General features: G+C 69.3%; 17 protein-coding genes. 5 read left to right on the top strand and 12 right to left on the bottom strand.

The window, feature by feature from the left end; translation table 11 throughout:
• Positions 1-148: 148 nt before the first annotated feature.
• Positions 149-1,162: an amino acid ABC transporter substrate-binding protein gene (locus tag J2126_RS02945; protein WP_209483779.1), complete on the bottom strand. Its 1,014-nt coding sequence runs from the start codon at positions 1,160-1,162 to the stop codon at positions 149-151.
• Between the two features lie 40 nt (positions 1,163-1,202).
• On the bottom strand, positions 1,203-1,835 hold the full coding sequence (locus J2126_RS02940) for a L,D-transpeptidase (protein WP_169122840.1): 633 nt from the start codon (positions 1,833-1,835) through the stop codon (positions 1,203-1,205).
• Positions 1,836-2,290: 455 nt separating this feature from the next.
• On the opposite strand from J2126_RS02940, the gene thrS reads away from it, so the two are divergent.
• A complete protein-coding gene (gene thrS, locus J2126_RS02935; RefSeq protein WP_209483777.1) occupies positions 2,291-4,267 on the top strand; it encodes a threonine--tRNA ligase in 1,977 nt (658 codons plus the stop codon).
• Positions 4,268-4,329: 62 nt separating this feature from the next.
• Here thrS and J2126_RS02930 read toward each other — a convergent pair whose 3' ends face one another.
• Positions 4,330-4,680: a c-type cytochrome gene (locus J2126_RS02930; RefSeq protein WP_209483775.1), complete on the bottom strand. Its 351-nt coding sequence runs from the start codon at positions 4,678-4,680 to the stop codon at positions 4,330-4,332.
• Between the two features lie 32 nt (positions 4,681-4,712).
• Positions 4,713-5,696 carry a hypothetical protein gene (locus J2126_RS02925; RefSeq protein WP_209483773.1) on the bottom strand — a complete coding sequence of 328 codons (984 nt, stop codon included), beginning with the start codon at positions 5,694-5,696 and terminating at the stop codon, positions 4,713-4,715.
• A 266-nt stretch (positions 5,697-5,962) separates the two neighbouring features.
• Here J2126_RS02925 and J2126_RS02920 point away from each other — a divergent pair, with 266 nt between their 5' ends.
• Positions 5,963-6,553 carry a nitroreductase family protein gene (locus J2126_RS02920; RefSeq protein WP_209483771.1) on the top strand — a complete coding sequence of 197 codons (591 nt, stop codon included), beginning with the start codon at positions 5,963-5,965 and terminating at the stop codon, positions 6,551-6,553.
• Between the two features lie 200 nt (positions 6,554-6,753).
• On the opposite strand, the gene J2126_RS02915 is transcribed toward J2126_RS02920, so the two are convergent.
• Complete coding sequence (locus J2126_RS02915) at positions 6,754-7,713, bottom strand: site-specific tyrosine recombinase XerD (RefSeq protein ID WP_209483769.1); 960 nt, start codon at positions 7,711-7,713, stop codon at positions 6,754-6,756.
• Complete coding sequence (locus J2126_RS02910; RefSeq protein WP_209483767.1) at positions 7,710-7,853, bottom strand: hypothetical protein; 144 nt, start codon at positions 7,851-7,853, stop codon at positions 7,710-7,712. The genes J2126_RS02915 and J2126_RS02910 overlap by 4 nt, the downstream gene beginning before the upstream one ends.
• 186 nt (positions 7,854-8,039) lie before the next feature.
• On the opposite strand from J2126_RS02910, the gene fae reads away from it, so the two are divergent.
• Positions 8,040-8,579 carry a formaldehyde-activating enzyme gene (gene fae, locus J2126_RS02905; protein WP_209483765.1) on the top strand — a complete coding sequence of 180 codons (540 nt, stop codon included), beginning with the start codon at positions 8,040-8,042 and terminating at the stop codon, positions 8,577-8,579.
• A gap of 48 nt (positions 8,580-8,627) precedes the next feature.
• Here the strand turns inward: fae and J2126_RS02900 are convergent, their stop codons facing one another.
• From J2126_RS02900 to folE, 5 genes are all read right to left on the bottom strand, one after another.
• A complete protein-coding gene (locus tag J2126_RS02900; RefSeq protein WP_209483763.1) occupies positions 8,628-9,263 on the bottom strand; it encodes a flavin reductase family protein in 636 nt (211 codons plus the stop codon).
• A gap of 124 nt (positions 9,264-9,387) precedes the next feature.
• Positions 9,388-10,470 carry a patatin-like phospholipase family protein gene (locus tag J2126_RS02895; protein ID WP_209483761.1) on the bottom strand — a complete coding sequence of 361 codons (1,083 nt, stop codon included), beginning with the start codon at positions 10,468-10,470 and terminating at the stop codon, positions 9,388-9,390.
• 155 nt (positions 10,471-10,625) lie between these two features.
• Positions 10,626-11,666 carry a helix-turn-helix transcriptional regulator gene (locus tag J2126_RS02890; protein WP_209483759.1) on the bottom strand — a complete coding sequence of 347 codons (1,041 nt, stop codon included), beginning with the start codon at positions 11,664-11,666 and terminating at the stop codon, positions 10,626-10,628.
• 440 nt (positions 11,667-12,106) lie between these two features.
• Entirely contained in the window at positions 12,107-12,604 is a 498-nt protein-coding gene (gene hisI, locus J2126_RS02885) for a phosphoribosyl-AMP cyclohydrolase (RefSeq protein ID WP_209483757.1), read from the bottom strand.
• A 73-nt stretch (positions 12,605-12,677) separates the two neighbouring features.
• Complete coding sequence (folE, locus tag J2126_RS02880; protein ID WP_209483755.1) at positions 12,678-13,403, bottom strand: GTP cyclohydrolase I FolE; 726 nt, start codon at positions 13,401-13,403, stop codon at positions 12,678-12,680.
• A gap of 367 nt (positions 13,404-13,770) precedes the next feature.
• Between folE and J2126_RS02875 the strand changes: the two genes are divergently transcribed.
• Complete coding sequence (locus J2126_RS02875) at positions 13,771-14,214, top strand: iron-sulfur cluster assembly scaffold protein (RefSeq protein WP_209483753.1); 444 nt, start codon at positions 13,771-13,773, stop codon at positions 14,212-14,214.
• A 68-nt stretch (positions 14,215-14,282) separates the two neighbouring features.
• Here J2126_RS02875 and J2126_RS02870 read toward each other — a convergent pair whose 3' ends face one another.
• The gene (locus tag J2126_RS02870; RefSeq protein WP_209483750.1) at positions 14,283-14,882 is read right to left on the bottom strand and encodes an HD domain-containing protein; all 600 of its coding nucleotides are present in this window, start codon (positions 14,880-14,882) and stop codon (positions 14,283-14,285) included.
• A gap of 103 nt (positions 14,883-14,985) precedes the next feature.
• Between J2126_RS02870 and yidD the strand changes: the two genes are divergently transcribed.
• Positions 14,986-15,414: a membrane protein insertion efficiency factor YidD gene (yidD, locus tag J2126_RS25725; protein WP_348634214.1), complete on the top strand. Its 429-nt coding sequence runs from the start codon at positions 14,986-14,988 to the stop codon at positions 15,412-15,414.
• Position 15,415 lies beyond the last annotated feature (1 nt).

Raw genomic sequence — 15,415 nt, 5'->3', positions numbered from 1 at the left:
GCCGGGAGATTAGGACAAGGCTTCAAGACAAATCGATGCCGATACGGAAGCGCCGCGCTCACATCCCTGCGAGCGCGGCGCTTCGATACACAAACTTGACCAGTAGCTTAACCGTAAGGATCGGCGCACCGCCGATCCCGGTACCGTATCAACGCACCGGCGGGGCGTACTGGATGCCGCCCATGCTCCACAGCTGGTTGATGCCGCGCGGGATGCCGAGCTTGGAGGCGGCGCCCACGTTGCGCTCGAAGCTTTCGCCGTAATTGCCCACCGCCTTCACGATGCGCACGACGAAGTCCTTCGTCACGCCCAGCTCCTCGCCGTAATTGCCCTCGTTGCCGACGAGGCGCTTCACCTCGGGCTTCTGGGACTTCAGCGCGGCGTCGAGGGTGGTGGTCGCGACGCCCAGTTCCTCGGCGTTGATCATGGCGAACACGGTCCACTTCACCAGGTTCGCCCACTGGTCGTCGCCCTGGCGGACGACGGGGCCGAGGGGCTCCTTGGAGATCACGTCCGGCAGGACAATGTGGTCGCCGGGCTTCGTCATGGTCAGACGCAGGGCGTAGAGCTGCGACACGTCGGTGGTGAGCGTGTCGCACTTGCCTTCGTCATAGGCCTTCACCAGCTCGCCGGAGGTGGGCAGCGTGACCAGCTCAAGCGTCATGCCGTTGGCGGCGAAATAGTCCTTGGTGTTGCTCTCGGCGGTGGTGCCCGCCTGCACGCAGACCTTGGACTTGTCGAGCTCGAGGGCGGACGTGACCTTGCGGGCGTCGCGCACCAGGAAGCCCTGGCCGTCGTAATAATTGATCGCGGTGAACAGCAGGCCGAGCTTGGCCTCGCGTTCCAGCGTCCAGGTGGAATTGCGCGAGAGCACGTCGATCTCGCCCTTGGAGAGGGCGGGGAAGCGCTCGTCCGCGGTCAGCGGCACGTACTTCACCTTGTTCGCGTCATTGAAGATGGCCGCCGCCAGCGCCTTGCAGACGTCGACGTCGAAGCCCATCCATTTGCCGGAGGCGTCCTGGGCGGAGAAGCCGGGGAGCCCCTTGGAGACGCCGCAGACCAGTTCGCCGCGGTCCTTCACGGTCTTGAGGGTCTGCGCCGTTGCCCCCGTCGCGCCGAGCGCAACGGCCGCGCCGGCCAGTAGGGCCAGGATCGTCTTCATGAAGTCCCCCAGTGAGGAAGTATCGGAGAAAGAGCCGCCCTCAGAGGGCGGCTTGCTGGCGCACCACGACCTTGGTGCCAACCGGAACGCGGCTGTAGAGGTCGATGATCTCGCTGTTCACGAGGCGGAAGCAGCCGGAGGACACGGCATAGCCGATGGTCTGCGGCTGGTTGGTGCCGTGGATGCGGTAGACGGTGCCGCCGATGTAGAGCGCGCGGGCGCCCATGGGATTGCCGGGGCCGCCGGCCATGAAGCGCGGCAGATAGGGCTGGCGCTGGATCATCTCGGACGGCGGAGTCCAGTCCGGCCACTCGGCCTTGCGCTCGATGGTCTTGAGGCCCGACCACTGGAAGCCGTCGCGGCCCACGCCGATGCCGTAGCGCATGGCGCGGTTGTCGCCCTGCACCAGGTACAGGAAGCGCTCGTTGGTGTGGATGACGATGGTGCCGGGCTTTTCCGTGGTGCGGAAATACACCGGCTGGTGGCGGAACTGGGGATCGAGCTGGGCGATGTCGTCGTCCGGGGCGGTGAGGCCCGGCTGCTCGTCGATGTCCATCACCGCGCCGGGGCCACCGCGCGGGCCGACCTGCGCGCTGGCGCCGGTCGCGAAGGCAAAAACGCCCACCTGAAGCAGGGCGGCGAAGGTCAAGGTCTTGATCGTCACAGGCATCATGCCGGCCTCTTCTAGACGCATACCGGGCGATAAGCCCGGTCGAGCGGTGTCCTCGCCGGCCGTGCAGCTTTGAAAAGCGCGCGTCCGGTTTCCCACCCCGCGTGAACCGCCCTGCCTTCCAGAAAAGGCCCTCCCTGGACCTTTCCGGAACGACGCCAGCATGGCGAACACTCACGACCCCGCTTCCCGATTAGCCGAGGCCGCGCGCGAGGGAAAGGGGGGACGCGGCCGAAGCAGTGCAGCATTTTGGCCCTGAACGGTTTCTGAACGGTATCCAGAGCGCGGAAGCCGCCGGTTTCACGGACCGGGGCTGTCGCGAACCTTGCTTCGCCGCCGTTCGAGCCGCCTCGCTCCGCCCGCGCTTTACGCGGCGCCATGGCCTCGCCTAAAAGGGCGCGCTTAACGAAAAGGCCTACCTGCGAGGTGCGCAGGAGTGGGCCGCAAGGAGCCGAGACATGATTTCCCTGACCTTCCCCGATGGCGCCAAGCGCGACTATGCCGAGGGGACGTCCGGCGCGGACATCGCCGCCGCCATCTCCAAATCCCTCGCCAAGAAGGCCGTTGCCGTCACCCTCGACGGGGAACTGGCCGACCTCTCCCAGCCCATCACCCGCGACGCGAAGCTGGAGATCGTCACCCGCGACGACCCGCGCGCGCTGGAGCTGATCCGCCACGACTGTTCCCACGTGATGGCGGAAGCGGTGCAGGAGCTGTGGCCGGGCACCCAGGTGACCATCGGGCCGGTGATCGAGAACGGCTTCTATTACGACTTCGCCCGCAACGCCCCCTTCACCTCGGAAGACCTGCCGGTCATCGAGGCGAAGATGCGCGAGATCATCGCCCGCGACCGCCCCTTCACCAGGGAAGTGTGGACGCGCGATGAGGCCAAGCGCGTGTTCGCCGCCAAGGGCGAGAACTACAAGGTCGAGCTGGTCGACGCGATCCCCGAAGACCAGGACGTGAAGATCTACAAGCAGGGCGAGTGGTTCGACCTCTGCCGCGGCCCGCACATGCCCTCCACGGGCAAGATCGGCAACGCCTTCAAGCTGATGAAGGTGGCGGGCGCCTACTGGCGCGGCGATTCGAACAACCCCATGCTCACCCGCATCTATGGCACCGCCTGGCAGGATGAGAAGGAGCTTGCCGCCTATCTCCACCGGCTGGAGGAGGCCGAGAAGCGCGACCACCGCCGCCTCGGCCGGGAGATGGACCTCTTCCACTTCCAGGAGGAAGGCCCCGGCACGGTGTTCTGGCATCCCAAGGGCTGGACCCTGTTCCAGGAGCTGGTGGCCTACATGCGCCGCCGGCTGAAGGCCGACTACAGCGAGGTCAACGCCCCGCAGGTGCTCGACCATTCGCTCTGGGAAACCTCCGGCCACTGGGGCTGGTACAAGGAGAACATGTTCAAGGTCCAGTCGGCCGGCGACGAGACCAAGGACGAGCGCGTGTTCGCGCTCAAGCCCATGAACTGCCCCGGCCATGTGCAGATCTTCAAGCACGGGCTGAAGAGCTATCGCGACCTGCCCATGCGCCTCGCCGAGTTCGGCGCGGTCCACCGCTACGAGCCTTCGGGCGCGCTGCATGGGCTGATGCGCGTGCGCGGCTTCACCCAGGACGACGCGCACATCTTCTGCACCGAGGAGCAGATGGCGGCGGAGTGCCTGAAGATCAACGATCTCATCCTCTCCACCTATGCCGATTTCGGCTTCGAGGAGATCGTGGTGAAGCTCTCCACCCGGCCGGAGAAGCGCGTCGGCTCGGACGCCGTGTGGGATCATGCCGAAGAGGTGATGACCCGCGTGCTGGCCGAGATCGAGGCCCAGTCGGGCGGGCGCATCAAGACCGGCATCCTGCCGGGCGAGGGCGCGTTCTACGGCCCGAAGTTCGAATACACGCTGAAGGACGCCATCGGCCGCGAATGGCAATGCGGAACCACGCAGGTGGACTTCAACCTGCCGGAGCGCTTCGGCGCCTTCTATGTGGATGCGGACGGCCAGAAGAAGACGCCGGTGATGATCCACCGCGCCATCTGCGGCTCCATGGAGCGCTTCACCGGCATCCTCATCGAGCACTTCGCCGGCCACTTCCCGCTGTGGCTGGCGCCGACGCAGGTGGTGGTCGCCACCATCACCTCGGATGCGGACGATTATGCCGCCGAGGTGGTCGCCCAGCTGAAGGCGGCGGGGCTGCGCGCGGAACTCGACCTGCGCAACGAGAAGATCAACCTCAAGGTGCGCGAGCACTCGCTGGCCAAGGTGCCGGTGCTGCTGGTGGCGGGCAAGAAGGAGGCGGCCGAACGCACCCTCTCCATCCGCCGCCTCGGCTCCAACGCCCAGACCTCGGGGGCTCTGGACGAGGTGATAGCCGCGCTGGTCGACGAGGCCGTGCCGCCGGACCTCAAGCGCAAGGCGCTGGCCGCGAAGGCGGCGTGAGGCGCGCGGGCCGGTGAGAATGAGACAGGCGGGGCGCTTCGGCGCCCCGTTCCTTTTGGCGCCTACTTCCGCAGCGTCGCGAGATAGGCCGCGAGGTCCGCCGCCTCGGCGCGGGTGAGGGAGACCTGCGGCATCTGCGGGTGCGGGTTCAAGAGGCGGAAGGCGAGCCAGGGGCCGGAAATGTCGCCGTCGCGCGCGGCGATGCTGGCGAAGGTGGGGGCGTCGCTGGCGGCGCTCTGGGGCGCGGTCCCGACCACATGGCAGCTGGCGCACCAGCGCTGGGCAATCGCCTGCCCGGCCGAGGCGTCGGCGGCAAGAGACGGCGTGGCGGCGAGAGGCAGGGCCACGAGGCCGGCGGCAACGAGGACCGCGCGCGTGGCGATACCGGCCAAGCGCGGAAGAAGACGCACCATGGGGACCCTCCGGACGAGGCGGCGGACGGGCGTCACTTCGCCAGAACCTCCACCTCCTGATTCTTGCCGGCCTCGACCTTGATGTCGCGGCTGAAATTCTTGCCCTCCCGGCGGGCGATGACCGAATAGTCGCCTTCGGACAGCACGAAGGTCGGGAAGGCGCCGATCGATTCCTTGATGGTGTCGCCGCCGGGGGTGATGACCGTCCACTGGGTGTCGGCCTGCGCCTCGCCGTGCGCCACCTTCACCAGCTTCAGGCTGATCTGCGCCGCCCGGTGGTGGACGGTCGCATCGGTGAGCTTGCCGGGCTGGACGATCACGTCGGCGCGCACCACGGCGTTGGCGTCGCCATAGGTGGAGACCACGTGATAGGTGCCCTCCGGCAGCAGCACCACGTCCCCCGCGGCGGCGCCGCGATAATAGGGCTGGCTGGAGGTGCGCCCCTGCAGGAACGAGCCCTCGAAGATGTCGAAGGTGAGCTTCTGCGCGGGGATCGGCTTGTCGTCCACGTCGGCGGCGAGGCGCAGGGCGCCGGCCGGCACGTCGAACGCCTGCCGGCGCGACACCGGCCCCATCTGCACCCGCTGCGCGGACGTCGCGAAGCCGTAGGCGACGTGGATGATGTAACCGCCGGGATTGAGGAAGAAGACGGGCGCCGGCTCCGAGCTTTCCGCCACCAGCGGGAAGGCGCCGGTGGAGGCCTCGGGCTGGTCGGCGAAGACGCGCCAGACGAGGCCGCGCGGAATGGCGCCGCCTTCCGCACCGAAACGCGCATAGACGCCCAGCGCCGCCTTGCCGGGAGGCGCCGGCGGCAGCACCGCGTGGGGCTCGCGTCCCGGCTGGCCCGAGGGGGCGGGCTGTCCGGGCGGCGGCGGCAGCCCCGGCGGCAGGCCGGTGGGCCGCGCGGCGGGCGGCGTGCCGAACGGGCCGGGCGGCGGAGGCGCGGCGGGCGGACCGAGGAACTGCATCGACTGCGCCCCGGCCGGCGTTGCGGCGAGGACCAGAACGGGCGCCATCAGAACGGCCCGGAGCGCCGGCGCGAGCCGGTTCGCCCACCAGCTGGCCGCCGGCCTCCGCCGGGCCGCTGTGAACGGCTGGAGGCGAGCAAACCGGGAGAAGGCGCGGGCGAAGCGGATCATGCCCTTGACGTGCACAAAATTCAGGGCGGATTCAAGTCACTCCCCATTCCCCCATGCGGCCGGTTGCCGCCGCGCCCCAGCGGTTCCTTACCGGGCGACCGCTCTGTAGATTGCCCGGAGACATTCATCGGAAGCCATTGCCCATGACCGACAGCGCCGTTTTCAAGTCGAGCCCCGAGACCATCGCGCTCCTCTCCACCCGCCGCTCCTCGCGCGTGCTCGATCTGGTGGAACCCGGCCCCTCGGCAGAGGAACTGGACACCATCCTCACCATCGGCGCGCGAGTGCCGGACCATGGCAAGCTCGCCCCCTGGCGTTTCATCGTGATCGAGGGCGAGGGGCGCGCCCGGGCCGGCGAACTGCTGGCCGAGGCGCGGGCGCTCTCCGATCCCGGCGTCGCCGACACGCATCTCGACGACGAGCGTCGCCGCTTCCTGCGCGCTCCCCTCGTGGTGGCGGTGGTCTCGCGGGCGGCGCCGCACGTGAAGATCCCGGAGTACGAGCAGCTCCTGTCGGCGGCGGCGAGCTGCCAGAACATCCTGGTCGCCTGCGCGGCGCTCGGCTACGGCGCCACCTGGCTCACCGAATGGACGACCTACGACGCCAACGCCCGCGCGGCGCTGGGCCTCGACGAGTTCGAGCGCTTCGTCGGCTTCATCTATATCGGTACCGCCACCCAGAAGCTCGAAGACCGCCCGCGACCATCGCTGGCGACGGTGGTGACGCGGTTCTGAGGGGGCGCGGTCTTCGTCCCTTGCTCCACCGTCATCGCCCGGCTCGTCCGGGCGATCCACGGTTGGGCTGGACCAAGATTTCGGACAAGGCCCAAGGCGGATGGGTGGATCCCCCCGGACGAGCCGGGGGATGACTGTGGCGGGGGCGGGACGAGGGATGGCTCGGTCCAGTCGAAGCCCGAGCATGCTTGCGTTGCAGATCACTCATCACCCAGCGGGTGCAGGTCGCGCACCATGCTCTTGAGGCGCTCGTCCAGAACGTGGGTGTAGATCTGGGTGGTGGAGACGTCGGCATGGCCGAGCAGGGTCTGCACCACGCGCAGGTCCGCGCCGTGGGCCAGGAGATGGCTGGCGAAGGCGTGGCGCAGCACGTGGGGGGAGAGCTTGGCGGGATCGAGGCCGGCGGCCTGCGCCAGTTCCTTCAGGTCGCGCGCCGCCTGCTGGCGGGTCACGTAGCCGCTTTCGCCGGACGACGGAAACAGCCAGCGCGAGGCTTCCAGCCCCGCCGCCTTGCGGGCATCGAGATAGGCCGCCATGGCCGCCCGCGCGGGATCGGAGAGCGGCACCAGCCGCTCCTTGCGCCCCTTGCCGGTGACGAGGATGGCATCGCCCTTCGCCCGCGCGGCGGCGGCCGGCAGGGAGACCAGTTCCGAGATGCGCAGGCCGCTGGCGTAGAGCAGCTCCACCATTGCGGCGGTGCGGCGGCGCTTGAGCAGCTCCGCGCGCGCCTTGCCGGCGGCCTCGCCCTCCGCCGCTGGCGCCTCGGCCGCACGGACGTGGGCCGTCTCGATCAGGGTCGAGACCTCCTCCACCGTGAGCACCTTGGGCAGGGGCCGCCCGCGCCTCGGGCCTTCCAGCACGGCGGCGGGATCGTCGCCCCGGTGCCCTTCGGCATAGAGGAAGCGGAAGAACTGGCGCACGGCCGAGAGGCGCCGCGCCACGGTGGTCGCCTTGTAGCCACGGGCGGAGAGATCGGCGAGCCAGTCGCGGATGGCGCCGGTGTCCGCCGCGGCGAGGGCGCGGGGGGCCAGAAACTCGGCGAGGTCGGTGAGGTCGCGCCGGTAGGCGTCGAGCGTGTTGGCGCCGGCCCCGCGCTCTACCGCCTGCATGTCGAGGAAGAGCGCGAGCGGACCCTGGGACGCCGGGCCCGCGCCGGTCATTTGCCGATCTTTTCGGGGGCGACGGTGAAGGAGAGTTCCCGCTCCTGCGGCTCCACCTTGGTGGCGAGCGCCCAGAGCGCGGCGTAGCCGAGGCCGCCGAGCACGGCCAGCACCACCAGAATGCGGAAGAGCGTGGGCATCGCTGCCTCCCTCGAACCGGGGCGCGAATCGCCCGCACGGCGCCCCTCGCGCCAGAGGTGCCACGGCCCGCGCCCGCGTTCAAGGCGAGGCGCGGCCCGCGTGCCCTTTGGCACCAGCGACGCACGGTCGCCTTGGACGTGCGGGGCGGCGGGTGCTTACCTGCGCCCTCCAACGAGGAGGAAACGATGAGCGACATCTGGTTCAAGGCGGGCGAGGCGACGGTGCTGGCGGCGGACGGGCAGGTGACGGACGCCATGCCCGAAGTGCTCATCGGCTCGGTGCGCGGCCCGGTGGGTCAGGCCTTCGCCTCCATGATGGGGCAGGTGCAGGGCCACACCCGCATGTTCGTGGTGCGCGACCTGAACCAGATGGTGCGCCCGGCGACCATGATGACCACCAAGGCCACCATCCACACCGCCGAATATGTGGAACTGCTGGGCGGCGTGGTGCAGGCGGCCATGGGCGACGCCATCGTCGATTGCGTCAGCGAGGGCATCATCCCGAAGGATCAGGTGGACGAGCTGGCCATGATCATCATGGTGTGGCTGGACCCGCGCTGCACCGAGGACCCCAACCTCGACAAGGCCGACCTCTACCGCACCAATTACGAGGCGACGAAGCTCGCCATCTCCCGCGCGCTGAAGGGCGAGCCCTCCATCGACGAGCTGATCGCCAACCGCAAGAGCGTGAAGCACTACGCGCTGGATGGCGTGATCGACTATTGAGCCCTTCCGCCCACCGCTCATCCCCCGGCCAGGCCGGGGGATGACGGGTCAGGCCTTGGTGCGCGCCTTCAGGTCCATCCCGCCGCCCGGCGGACGCTCGCGCTCGGTCAGCTCCTCCACCCAGGCGTAGTCAAGATAGCCGCAGCGGGCGAGGGACTTCATGACCCGCATGTCCACCCGCCCGTCAACGATGGCGGCGTCGTCCACATAGACCCCGACGATCTCGCCGATGATCATGTGCTGGTCGGGCTGCGTGCCGTCCTTCCCCTTGGGGCGGAAGGTTTCCACATAGACGCATTCGAGCGCGCAGGGGCTCGCCGCCACGCGGGGCGGCTTCACCAGGCGCGAGGGGGCGCGCTCGAGGCCGACGAGGTCGAACTCGCTGACATCGCGGGGAGCGGGGGCGGACGTGAGGTTCACCGCGTCCACCAGGTCGAGGGTGGCGAGGTTGCAGACGAACTCGCCCGTGGCCTCGATGTTGGCCGCGCTGTCCTTGTGGCCGGCGGACGAGAACATCACCAGCGGCGGCGCCTCGCAGATCAGGTTGAAGAAGGAATAGGGCGCGAGATTCGCGACGCCTTCCGGCGTCAGCGAGGAGATCCAGCCGATGGGGCGGGGCGCGACGATGGCTTTGAGCGGCGAGAAGGGCAGGCCGTGGTTGCGCTTGGACGGCTCATAGAACATGGCGGGGCAGATCCTGATCCGGAAGATGCCGGACCATAGCCGCTCCGCCCGCCGCGCGGCACCTATACTCACGCATGGGGCGGGCCTCAGCCCAGCGCCACCCGTGCCCGCGCTTGGCGCGGGCCTACCCCAGCGCGACCATCGTGGAGGAAATGTCCTCCAGCGCCCGCTCGGCGGCCTCCGTGCCGGCGGCGATGGCCTCCTTGGCCCGCTGGAACTCGAACAGGCCGATTCGGCCGAGCTTGGGGGAGAGCATCACGTCCGGCGGGTCGCCCGCGAGGCGGGAGCGGGCGATGCGGTCCTGGGTGATGTTGAAGGCGTCGATCATCACCGTGGTGAGCCCGCGCGGCCCGTCGCCCGAGGGGCCGGCAAAGAACTGCCGCCGCAGCCGTTCGGGGCTGAGCATGCCGGCGAGCCCCTCCTTCTTCTCGGCCACCGCCATCTCGGCGACGCGCTCCACCACCCCGCCATGGTCCTGGATGACCGTGCCGCGGCCGAACACGTCGGCATTGAGGTTCACCGCGATCACCATGCGCGCGCCCATGGCGCGGGCGGCGGAGACCGGCACCGGGTTCACCAGCGCGCCGTCCATCAGCCAGCGGCCGCCCACCTTCACGGGGGTGAAGATGCCGGGCAGGGCATAGGAGGCCCGGATGGCGTCCACGAAATCGCCGCGCGTCAGCCATATCTCGTGGCCGGTGCCCAGCTCCGTCGCGATGGCGGCGAAGACGATGGGCAGGTCCTCGATGGCGATGCCGCCCACGTTGCGGCGCATCAGCTCCACGAGGCGTCGACCGCCGATGAGGCCGGCGGCGCCGAGATTGAAATCCAGCAGGCCGAGCACGTTGCGCTTGGTGAGGCTGAGCGCCCAGTCCTCCAGGGTGTCGAGCTTGCCGGCGGCCCAGATGCCGCCCACCACCGCGCCGATGGACGTGCCCGCCACCACCGAGGGGCGGATGCCGGCGCGGTCCAGCGCCTTCAGCACGCCGATATGGGCAAAGCCGCGCGCCGCGCCGCCGCCCAGCGCAAGGCCGATGGCCGGGCCGTTGGGCGCGGACGTGCGCGGTGCCGGGTGGGCGGGCGTGCCGAGATCGGGCGTGCCGGCATCGGCCGGCGTCGGCGCGGGGCTGGTCGAGGAAGACGTCGCAGCTTTGGGGGCGGCCGCTGCGGCGGTGGGGCCGGATCGCCAGTGGAGGGACTGAAACATCGACGCCTCCCGTCGCGCCGCGAGGCTGGTGCCGTGGGACGTCTCACTCCCACCTGCACTGACCCGATCCCGGCGCACCGCTACAGTGCCGACTCGTTTACTAAAGTCTGGTGACCGAAGCGTGGCGCCCTGGCGCACGCGCCGAGCGCATGGGTTCATTCCGCTCGGATCGCGCTCCAGGGCGCCCGCTGGCGCCGCGTCGCCGAGGGCGCCTCGCCGAAATGGCGGCGGAACTGGCGGTTGAAGGTGGAGAGATCGCGGAAGCCGGCCTCGAAGGCGAGGTCGGAGATGCGCCGGTGGGTCTGGCGCGGATCGCCGAGCATCCGGCGCAGCCATTCCATCCTGAGCCGGGTGACATAAGCGGAAAAAGTCTCGCCGTTTTCCTCGAACAGAAGCTGCACATAGCGCGCGCTGATGCCGAGCTGGGCGCCGATGGTGGCCGCCGACAGCTCGGGCCGGTGAAGGGCCGCCTGAATGGCCGTCTTCGCCGCGACGAGGCGCGCCGCCCGCACGCTGCTGCGGCCCAGCCCCTCGCGCAGGCCGGCGGCGCCCTTGAGTGCCAAAGCGGCGAGGTCGGCAATGTGGGCGGCCACGATCCTGCCGCCTTCCTCCGAGCCGATGGGGTGTTCGGCGACGAGGTCCGCATAGGCGAACATAAGGTCGAGCATCGGGTCGCCGGGCGCGATGTGAACCATGTCGATGTCGTCCACGTTCGGCACCATGGCGCGCAGCAGCGACCGGGAGATCTGCACGCTGCGAAACGCCGTGTCGGGCTGGAGCAGCGCCGACGACCGCTGGCCGAGGCTCCACACGCCGGTTTGCCCGGCTCCGATTTCGAGCGAGTGGCCCTCCGGGGTGGTCACCCGATAGGCGCGAGCGGGCCGGCAGATGATGAGGTCATCCACGCCATCGGCCAGCAGGGCGGTCGTCCGCGTCGAGACCAGGGCGCTGGCGTGTCCCTGCGCGACCATCGCGCCGGGGAGCTGGAGGAAGCAGGCCGAGATGGAGAAGGGGTCGTCGGGATCGGGGGCGAGTTCGAGACCGACCAGGACGGGGCCATAGAACTCCAGGGCGAACGCCATGCGATCGGCTTCCGGAACGTCGGAAGTGCTGAACCTTACGGGCGCGAGCGCGCCGGCGAGGCCGGCGGCCTGCGGCACGGACGTGTCGGCTGTTGGCGTCGGAACCTGGGGCATCTGATCGGCGCTTGGCTTGCGGCCCGGCGGCGGCTGGAGCCGCCGGTTCCGCACGTCGTCGTAATGCGGCGGAGCCCGCCTGAAGCCGGGAGAGATGCCGCGCGCCAAGGATCGCAAGGGAAGCTTTGCCACGTCAACGACCGAAGCGATGTCGGTTGGCCGTGTCGGGCTTTTTTCCGGAAGGGAAGCCGGATGATTCGTCCCCTGCATAGGGCGGGTGCGCGCAATGCCGAGAAACTTGCCGGGCAATGTCCGATAACGAGATGCGGACTAGGGTTTCAGGCGATTCCGTCAGGGCGATCGCCTGCAATCTCCGCTGCCGGTGCAGTGCCCTCGTCCCGTTCGTCTCGCCCCCGCAAGCGACGGGTCGGCACTGTACCGGCCTCCCCACGACATGGGACAGCGGCCGCCGGTGCGTCACGCCATACGGGCCGCCGGTGTCAGTGGTCGTGGCCGTGACCGTCCGTGTGCCCCTTGCCGTAGACGGCGGCGGGATCGAAGCGCGGGGTGTCGCCGGTGAAGGCGAGGCGGGTCGCCTCGGAGGGCGCGGCGCCGATGGGAACCGAGCGATAGAAGCAGGAACGGCGGCCGGTGTGGCAGGCGGCACCCGTGCCGCCCATTTCCACCTTGATGACCACCGCATCCTGATCGCAATCGATCAGCATCTGCCGCACCTTCTGGGTGTGGCCGGAGGTCTCGCCCTTCTTCCAGAGCTTGCCGCGCGAGCGGGAGAAATAATGCGCCTCGCCGGTCGCCATGGTCAGGGCGAGGGCTTCCGCATTCATGTGGGCGAGCATCAGCACCTCGCCCGTCTCCGCATCCACGGCGACGCAGGTGACGAGGCCGTTGGCGTCGAAGCGCGGGGAGAGGAGGGTGTCCTCCTCCAGCGCGGCGCCCTTGCCGGCGGCGGGGAAGGTGAAGGCGGTGTCGGCGCTCATTCGCTGGACTCTTTCGCTCGCGTGTCGGGCGCTCCCGCCTCGGCAGGAACGCCCTTCGACGGCGGTCCCTGCGTCAGCCCTTGGAGCGCACCAAAGTGATGAAGCGCACCTGCTCGGCCGGATCATCCCGGAAGACGCCGGTGAACTGGGTGGTGAGGGTGGACACCCCCTGCTTGGTGATGCCGCGCATGGACATGCACATATGCTCGGCCTCGATCATCACCGCCACGCCGCGCGGGCGCAGGCTCTCGTCGAGGGCATTGGTGATCTGCGAGGTCAGGTGCTCCTGCGTCTGCAGCCGGCGGGCGAAGATGTCCACCACCCGCGCGATCTTGGAGAGGCCCACCACCCGCTCCACCGGGAAATAGGCGACATGCGCCTTGCCCACGAACGGCACCATGTGGTGCTCGCAATGGGAGTGGAACGGGATGTCGCGCACCAGCACGAAGTCGTCGAAGGTGCCGATCTCGCCGAAGGTGCGGTCGAGCAGTTCGTCGGCATCCTCGCCGTAGCCGGAGAACAGCTCGTCATAGGCCTTCACCACGCGCTTCGGCGTGTCGAGCAGGCCTTCGCGCGCCGGGTCCTCGCCGATGTAGGCGAGCAGCGTCTTCACCGCCGCTTCCGCTTCCGCGCGGGAGGGACGGGGGCTGCCGTCCGAGAGGGGGGGATGCACCTTGGGGAGGGCAGGGGCACCATCGGGCGCGGGCGCGCGCAGAGCCGCCGCGGCCTTGGCTTTTAGCTGACGCTCCCGCTCCTCGTTCTCGGCCTGCGCCTTGAACAACTTGACTACCGCGTCCATGACCAACTCCGTTCGACCCGCCATCCCAGGGGGCCGGGAAAAGGCGGGAGTGTCACCGGTTGTCGGCTCGCTTGCGCGGTGTCGCTCAAACCGCGCCCCGCCGGACCTGCCGGCGGCGGCTTTGCCGTCCGTGTCAAAAATGAAGGCCCAAAGCTGGGCCCAAGTTCCATGATGGGGCCGAAGGGCCATTTTCGCAAGGGTGAGGCGGCTCAAGTTGCCACGCAAAGGTTTGATGGCACCATCCGATTGGCCGGGACCGCCTACCTTTGCGTCCGTTCCTCCCGTCTCTATATAAGAAGGCAAAGCCCGCGCGGCAGGGTCCGGCAAGGTCTTCCGGCCCGTGCCACGCCGCCTGATCGGTTCGCCCATGATCAATGATGTCTACAACGCCCGCATCCTCGCCCTCGCCGCCGACATTCCGCGTCTCGGTCGTCTCCCTGCGCCGCAGGCGAGCGCGCGGGCGCATTCCCGGCTGTGCGGCTCCACCGTCACCATCGATCTGGTGATGGACGGGGATACCGTGACCGATTTCGCTCACGAGGTGCGCGCCTGCGCCCTGGGGCAGGCCTCCTCCTCCCTCATGGCCAGCCACATCATCGGCGCCAGCGCGCAGGACTTGCGCGAGGCGCGCGACACCATGTGGAAGATGCTGCGGGAGAACGGCCCGCCGCCCGCCGGCCGCTGGGAGGATTTCAAGGTTCTGGAGCCGGTGCGCGACTACAAGGCGCGCCACGCCTCCACCATGCTCACCTTCGACGCAGTGGTGGACGCCATCGGCCAGATCGAGGCCGCCCGCGCCGCCGCGGAATAGGCCTCCGGCGTCAGCGCGGAGACGCATTTTCTTCACGCGAACCGGTGCCCCCTTCGCTTGAGAATGCTTTAGCCCGCCGCCCATTCCTCGGCCCGCCGCGTCTCGATGGCGGCGATGGCTTCCTCGGCCGCCTGATCGAACGCCGCTTCCAGCGCCGGGTTGATGCCGCGCAGCCCCGCCGCCACCGCCCGCGACCATTCCACATAGGCCCGGGCGCGCGCCTGCGGCCAGTCCTCCGGCGGGTCCTCGGCGAGGGAGCGCAGGTTGCAAGTCTTGTCGGCGAGCTTCAGCAGCTTGCCGCGCGGGGACAGGTGGGGCGCGTGCTCCACCTGCAGGCGCTTGCGCTCGGGCGATGTCAGCCCCTTGTCGTCCGTCACCTCCATCACGAGGGTGGCGATGTCCGGGCCGAAGGTGGTGGCGATCTCCTCCGGCGTGACGCCCTGGTCCTCCACCACATCGTGCAGCAGCGCGGCGGCGATGAGGTTGGGATCGGCGCCGCCGGTCGTCTCGCTCACCAGCAAGGCGACTTCCACGAGGTGGTTCACATAAGGCTGCGCCCGCCGCCCCTTCCGCCGCTGGTCGGTGTGGCGCAGCGTCGCGAAGGCGAGGGCGCGCATCACCACGGACAAAGGCGGGACGGAAGAACCGGGCGGGAAGACATCAGGCATCGTCGATCACCTCGCGCGTCAGCATAGCCCCCAAGAGCAGGGGCCGCGCGGGTCATCGGGACCAGCACGGCCCCGACTTCGACATGAAGGCTGGATAGACGCATTGCGTCCCCGAAGCGTGGCGATTGTGGGGCGGCGGGGCATCGAGGCAAAGACCGAGGCGCATATGGCGGCGGATGACAGCGGGACAAAGGAGACGGCAGGGCCGGTGCGGGGGATTGCCGCGCAGGTCGCCCAAGCCCCGCGCCTCGCCCTGCGTGGGCTCATCCTCGTCTATCGCTACACCTTCTCCGCCTTCATGGGCCGGCAGTGCCGCTATCTGCCCACCTGCTCGGAATATGCGGAGGAGGCGGTGATGCGGCACGGCGCGCTTCCCGGCGCGGTGATGGCCACCGCCCGCATCTGCCGCTGCAATCCCTGGGGCGGGCACGGTTATGACCCGGTGCCCCAATGCCTGCCCACGGGCGGGCGCTGGTACAGGCCCTGGGCCTATGGCATCTGGCGGACGCCGAAGGCGCCGGACGAGGGTTGAT

Source organism: Xanthobacter flavus (assembly GCF_017875275.1).
In the GTDB taxonomy this organism is placed as follows: domain Bacteria; phylum Pseudomonadota; class Alphaproteobacteria; order Rhizobiales; family Xanthobacteraceae; genus Xanthobacter; species Xanthobacter flavus_A.
This window is presented reverse-complemented; position numbering and strand designations above follow the sequence as displayed.

Excerpts from the sequence above, each read along its gene's own strand:
- J2126_RS02925 (WP_209483773.1), bottom strand. The coding sequence starts at position 5,696 with ATGGCGCCCGTTCTGGTCCTCGCCGCAACGCCGGCCGGGGCGCAGTCG.
- J2126_RS02930 (WP_209483775.1), bottom strand. The coding sequence starts at position 4,680 with ATGGTGCGTCTTCTTCCGCGCTTGGCCGGTATCGCCACGCGCGCGGTC.
- J2126_RS02875 (WP_209483753.1), top strand. The coding sequence starts at position 13,771 with ATGATCAATGATGTCTACAACGCCCGCATCCTCGCCCTCGCCGCCGAC.
- hisI (WP_209483757.1), bottom strand. The coding sequence starts at position 12,604 with ATGAGCGCCGACACCGCCTTCACCTTCCCCGCCGCCGGCAAGGGCGCC.
- J2126_RS02945 (WP_209483779.1), bottom strand. The coding sequence starts at position 1,162 with ATGAAGACGATCCTGGCCCTACTGGCCGGCGCGGCCGTTGCGCTCGGC.
- J2126_RS02910 (WP_209483767.1), bottom strand. The coding sequence starts at position 7,853 with ATGCCCACGCTCTTCCGCATTCTGGTGGTGCTGGCCGTGCTCGGCGGC.
- J2126_RS02940 (WP_169122840.1), bottom strand. The coding sequence starts at position 1,835 with ATGATGCCTGTGACGATCAAGACCTTGACCTTCGCCGCCCTGCTTCAG.
- thrS (WP_209483777.1), top strand. The coding sequence starts at position 2,291 with ATGATTTCCCTGACCTTCCCCGATGGCGCCAAGCGCGACTATGCCGAG.
- J2126_RS02890 (WP_209483759.1), bottom strand. The coding sequence starts at position 11,666 with ATGCCCCAGGTTCCGACGCCAACAGCCGACACGTCCGTGCCGCAGGCC.
- J2126_RS02900 (WP_209483763.1), bottom strand. The coding sequence starts at position 9,263 with ATGTTCTATGAGCCGTCCAAGCGCAACCACGGCCTGCCCTTCTCGCCG.
- J2126_RS02915 (WP_209483769.1), bottom strand. The coding sequence starts at position 7,713 with ATGACCGGCGCGGGCCCGGCGTCCCAGGGTCCGCTCGCGCTCTTCCTC.
- J2126_RS02895 (WP_209483761.1), bottom strand. The coding sequence starts at position 10,470 with ATGTTTCAGTCCCTCCACTGGCGATCCGGCCCCACCGCCGCAGCGGCC.
- J2126_RS02870 (WP_209483750.1), bottom strand. The coding sequence starts at position 14,882 with ATGCCTGATGTCTTCCCGCCCGGTTCTTCCGTCCCGCCTTTGTCCGTG.
- folE (WP_209483755.1), bottom strand. The coding sequence starts at position 13,403 with ATGGACGCGGTAGTCAAGTTGTTCAAGGCGCAGGCCGAGAACGAGGAG.
- J2126_RS02920 (WP_209483771.1), top strand. The coding sequence starts at position 5,963 with ATGACCGACAGCGCCGTTTTCAAGTCGAGCCCCGAGACCATCGCGCTC.
- fae (WP_209483765.1), top strand. The coding sequence starts at position 8,040 with ATGAGCGACATCTGGTTCAAGGCGGGCGAGGCGACGGTGCTGGCGGCG.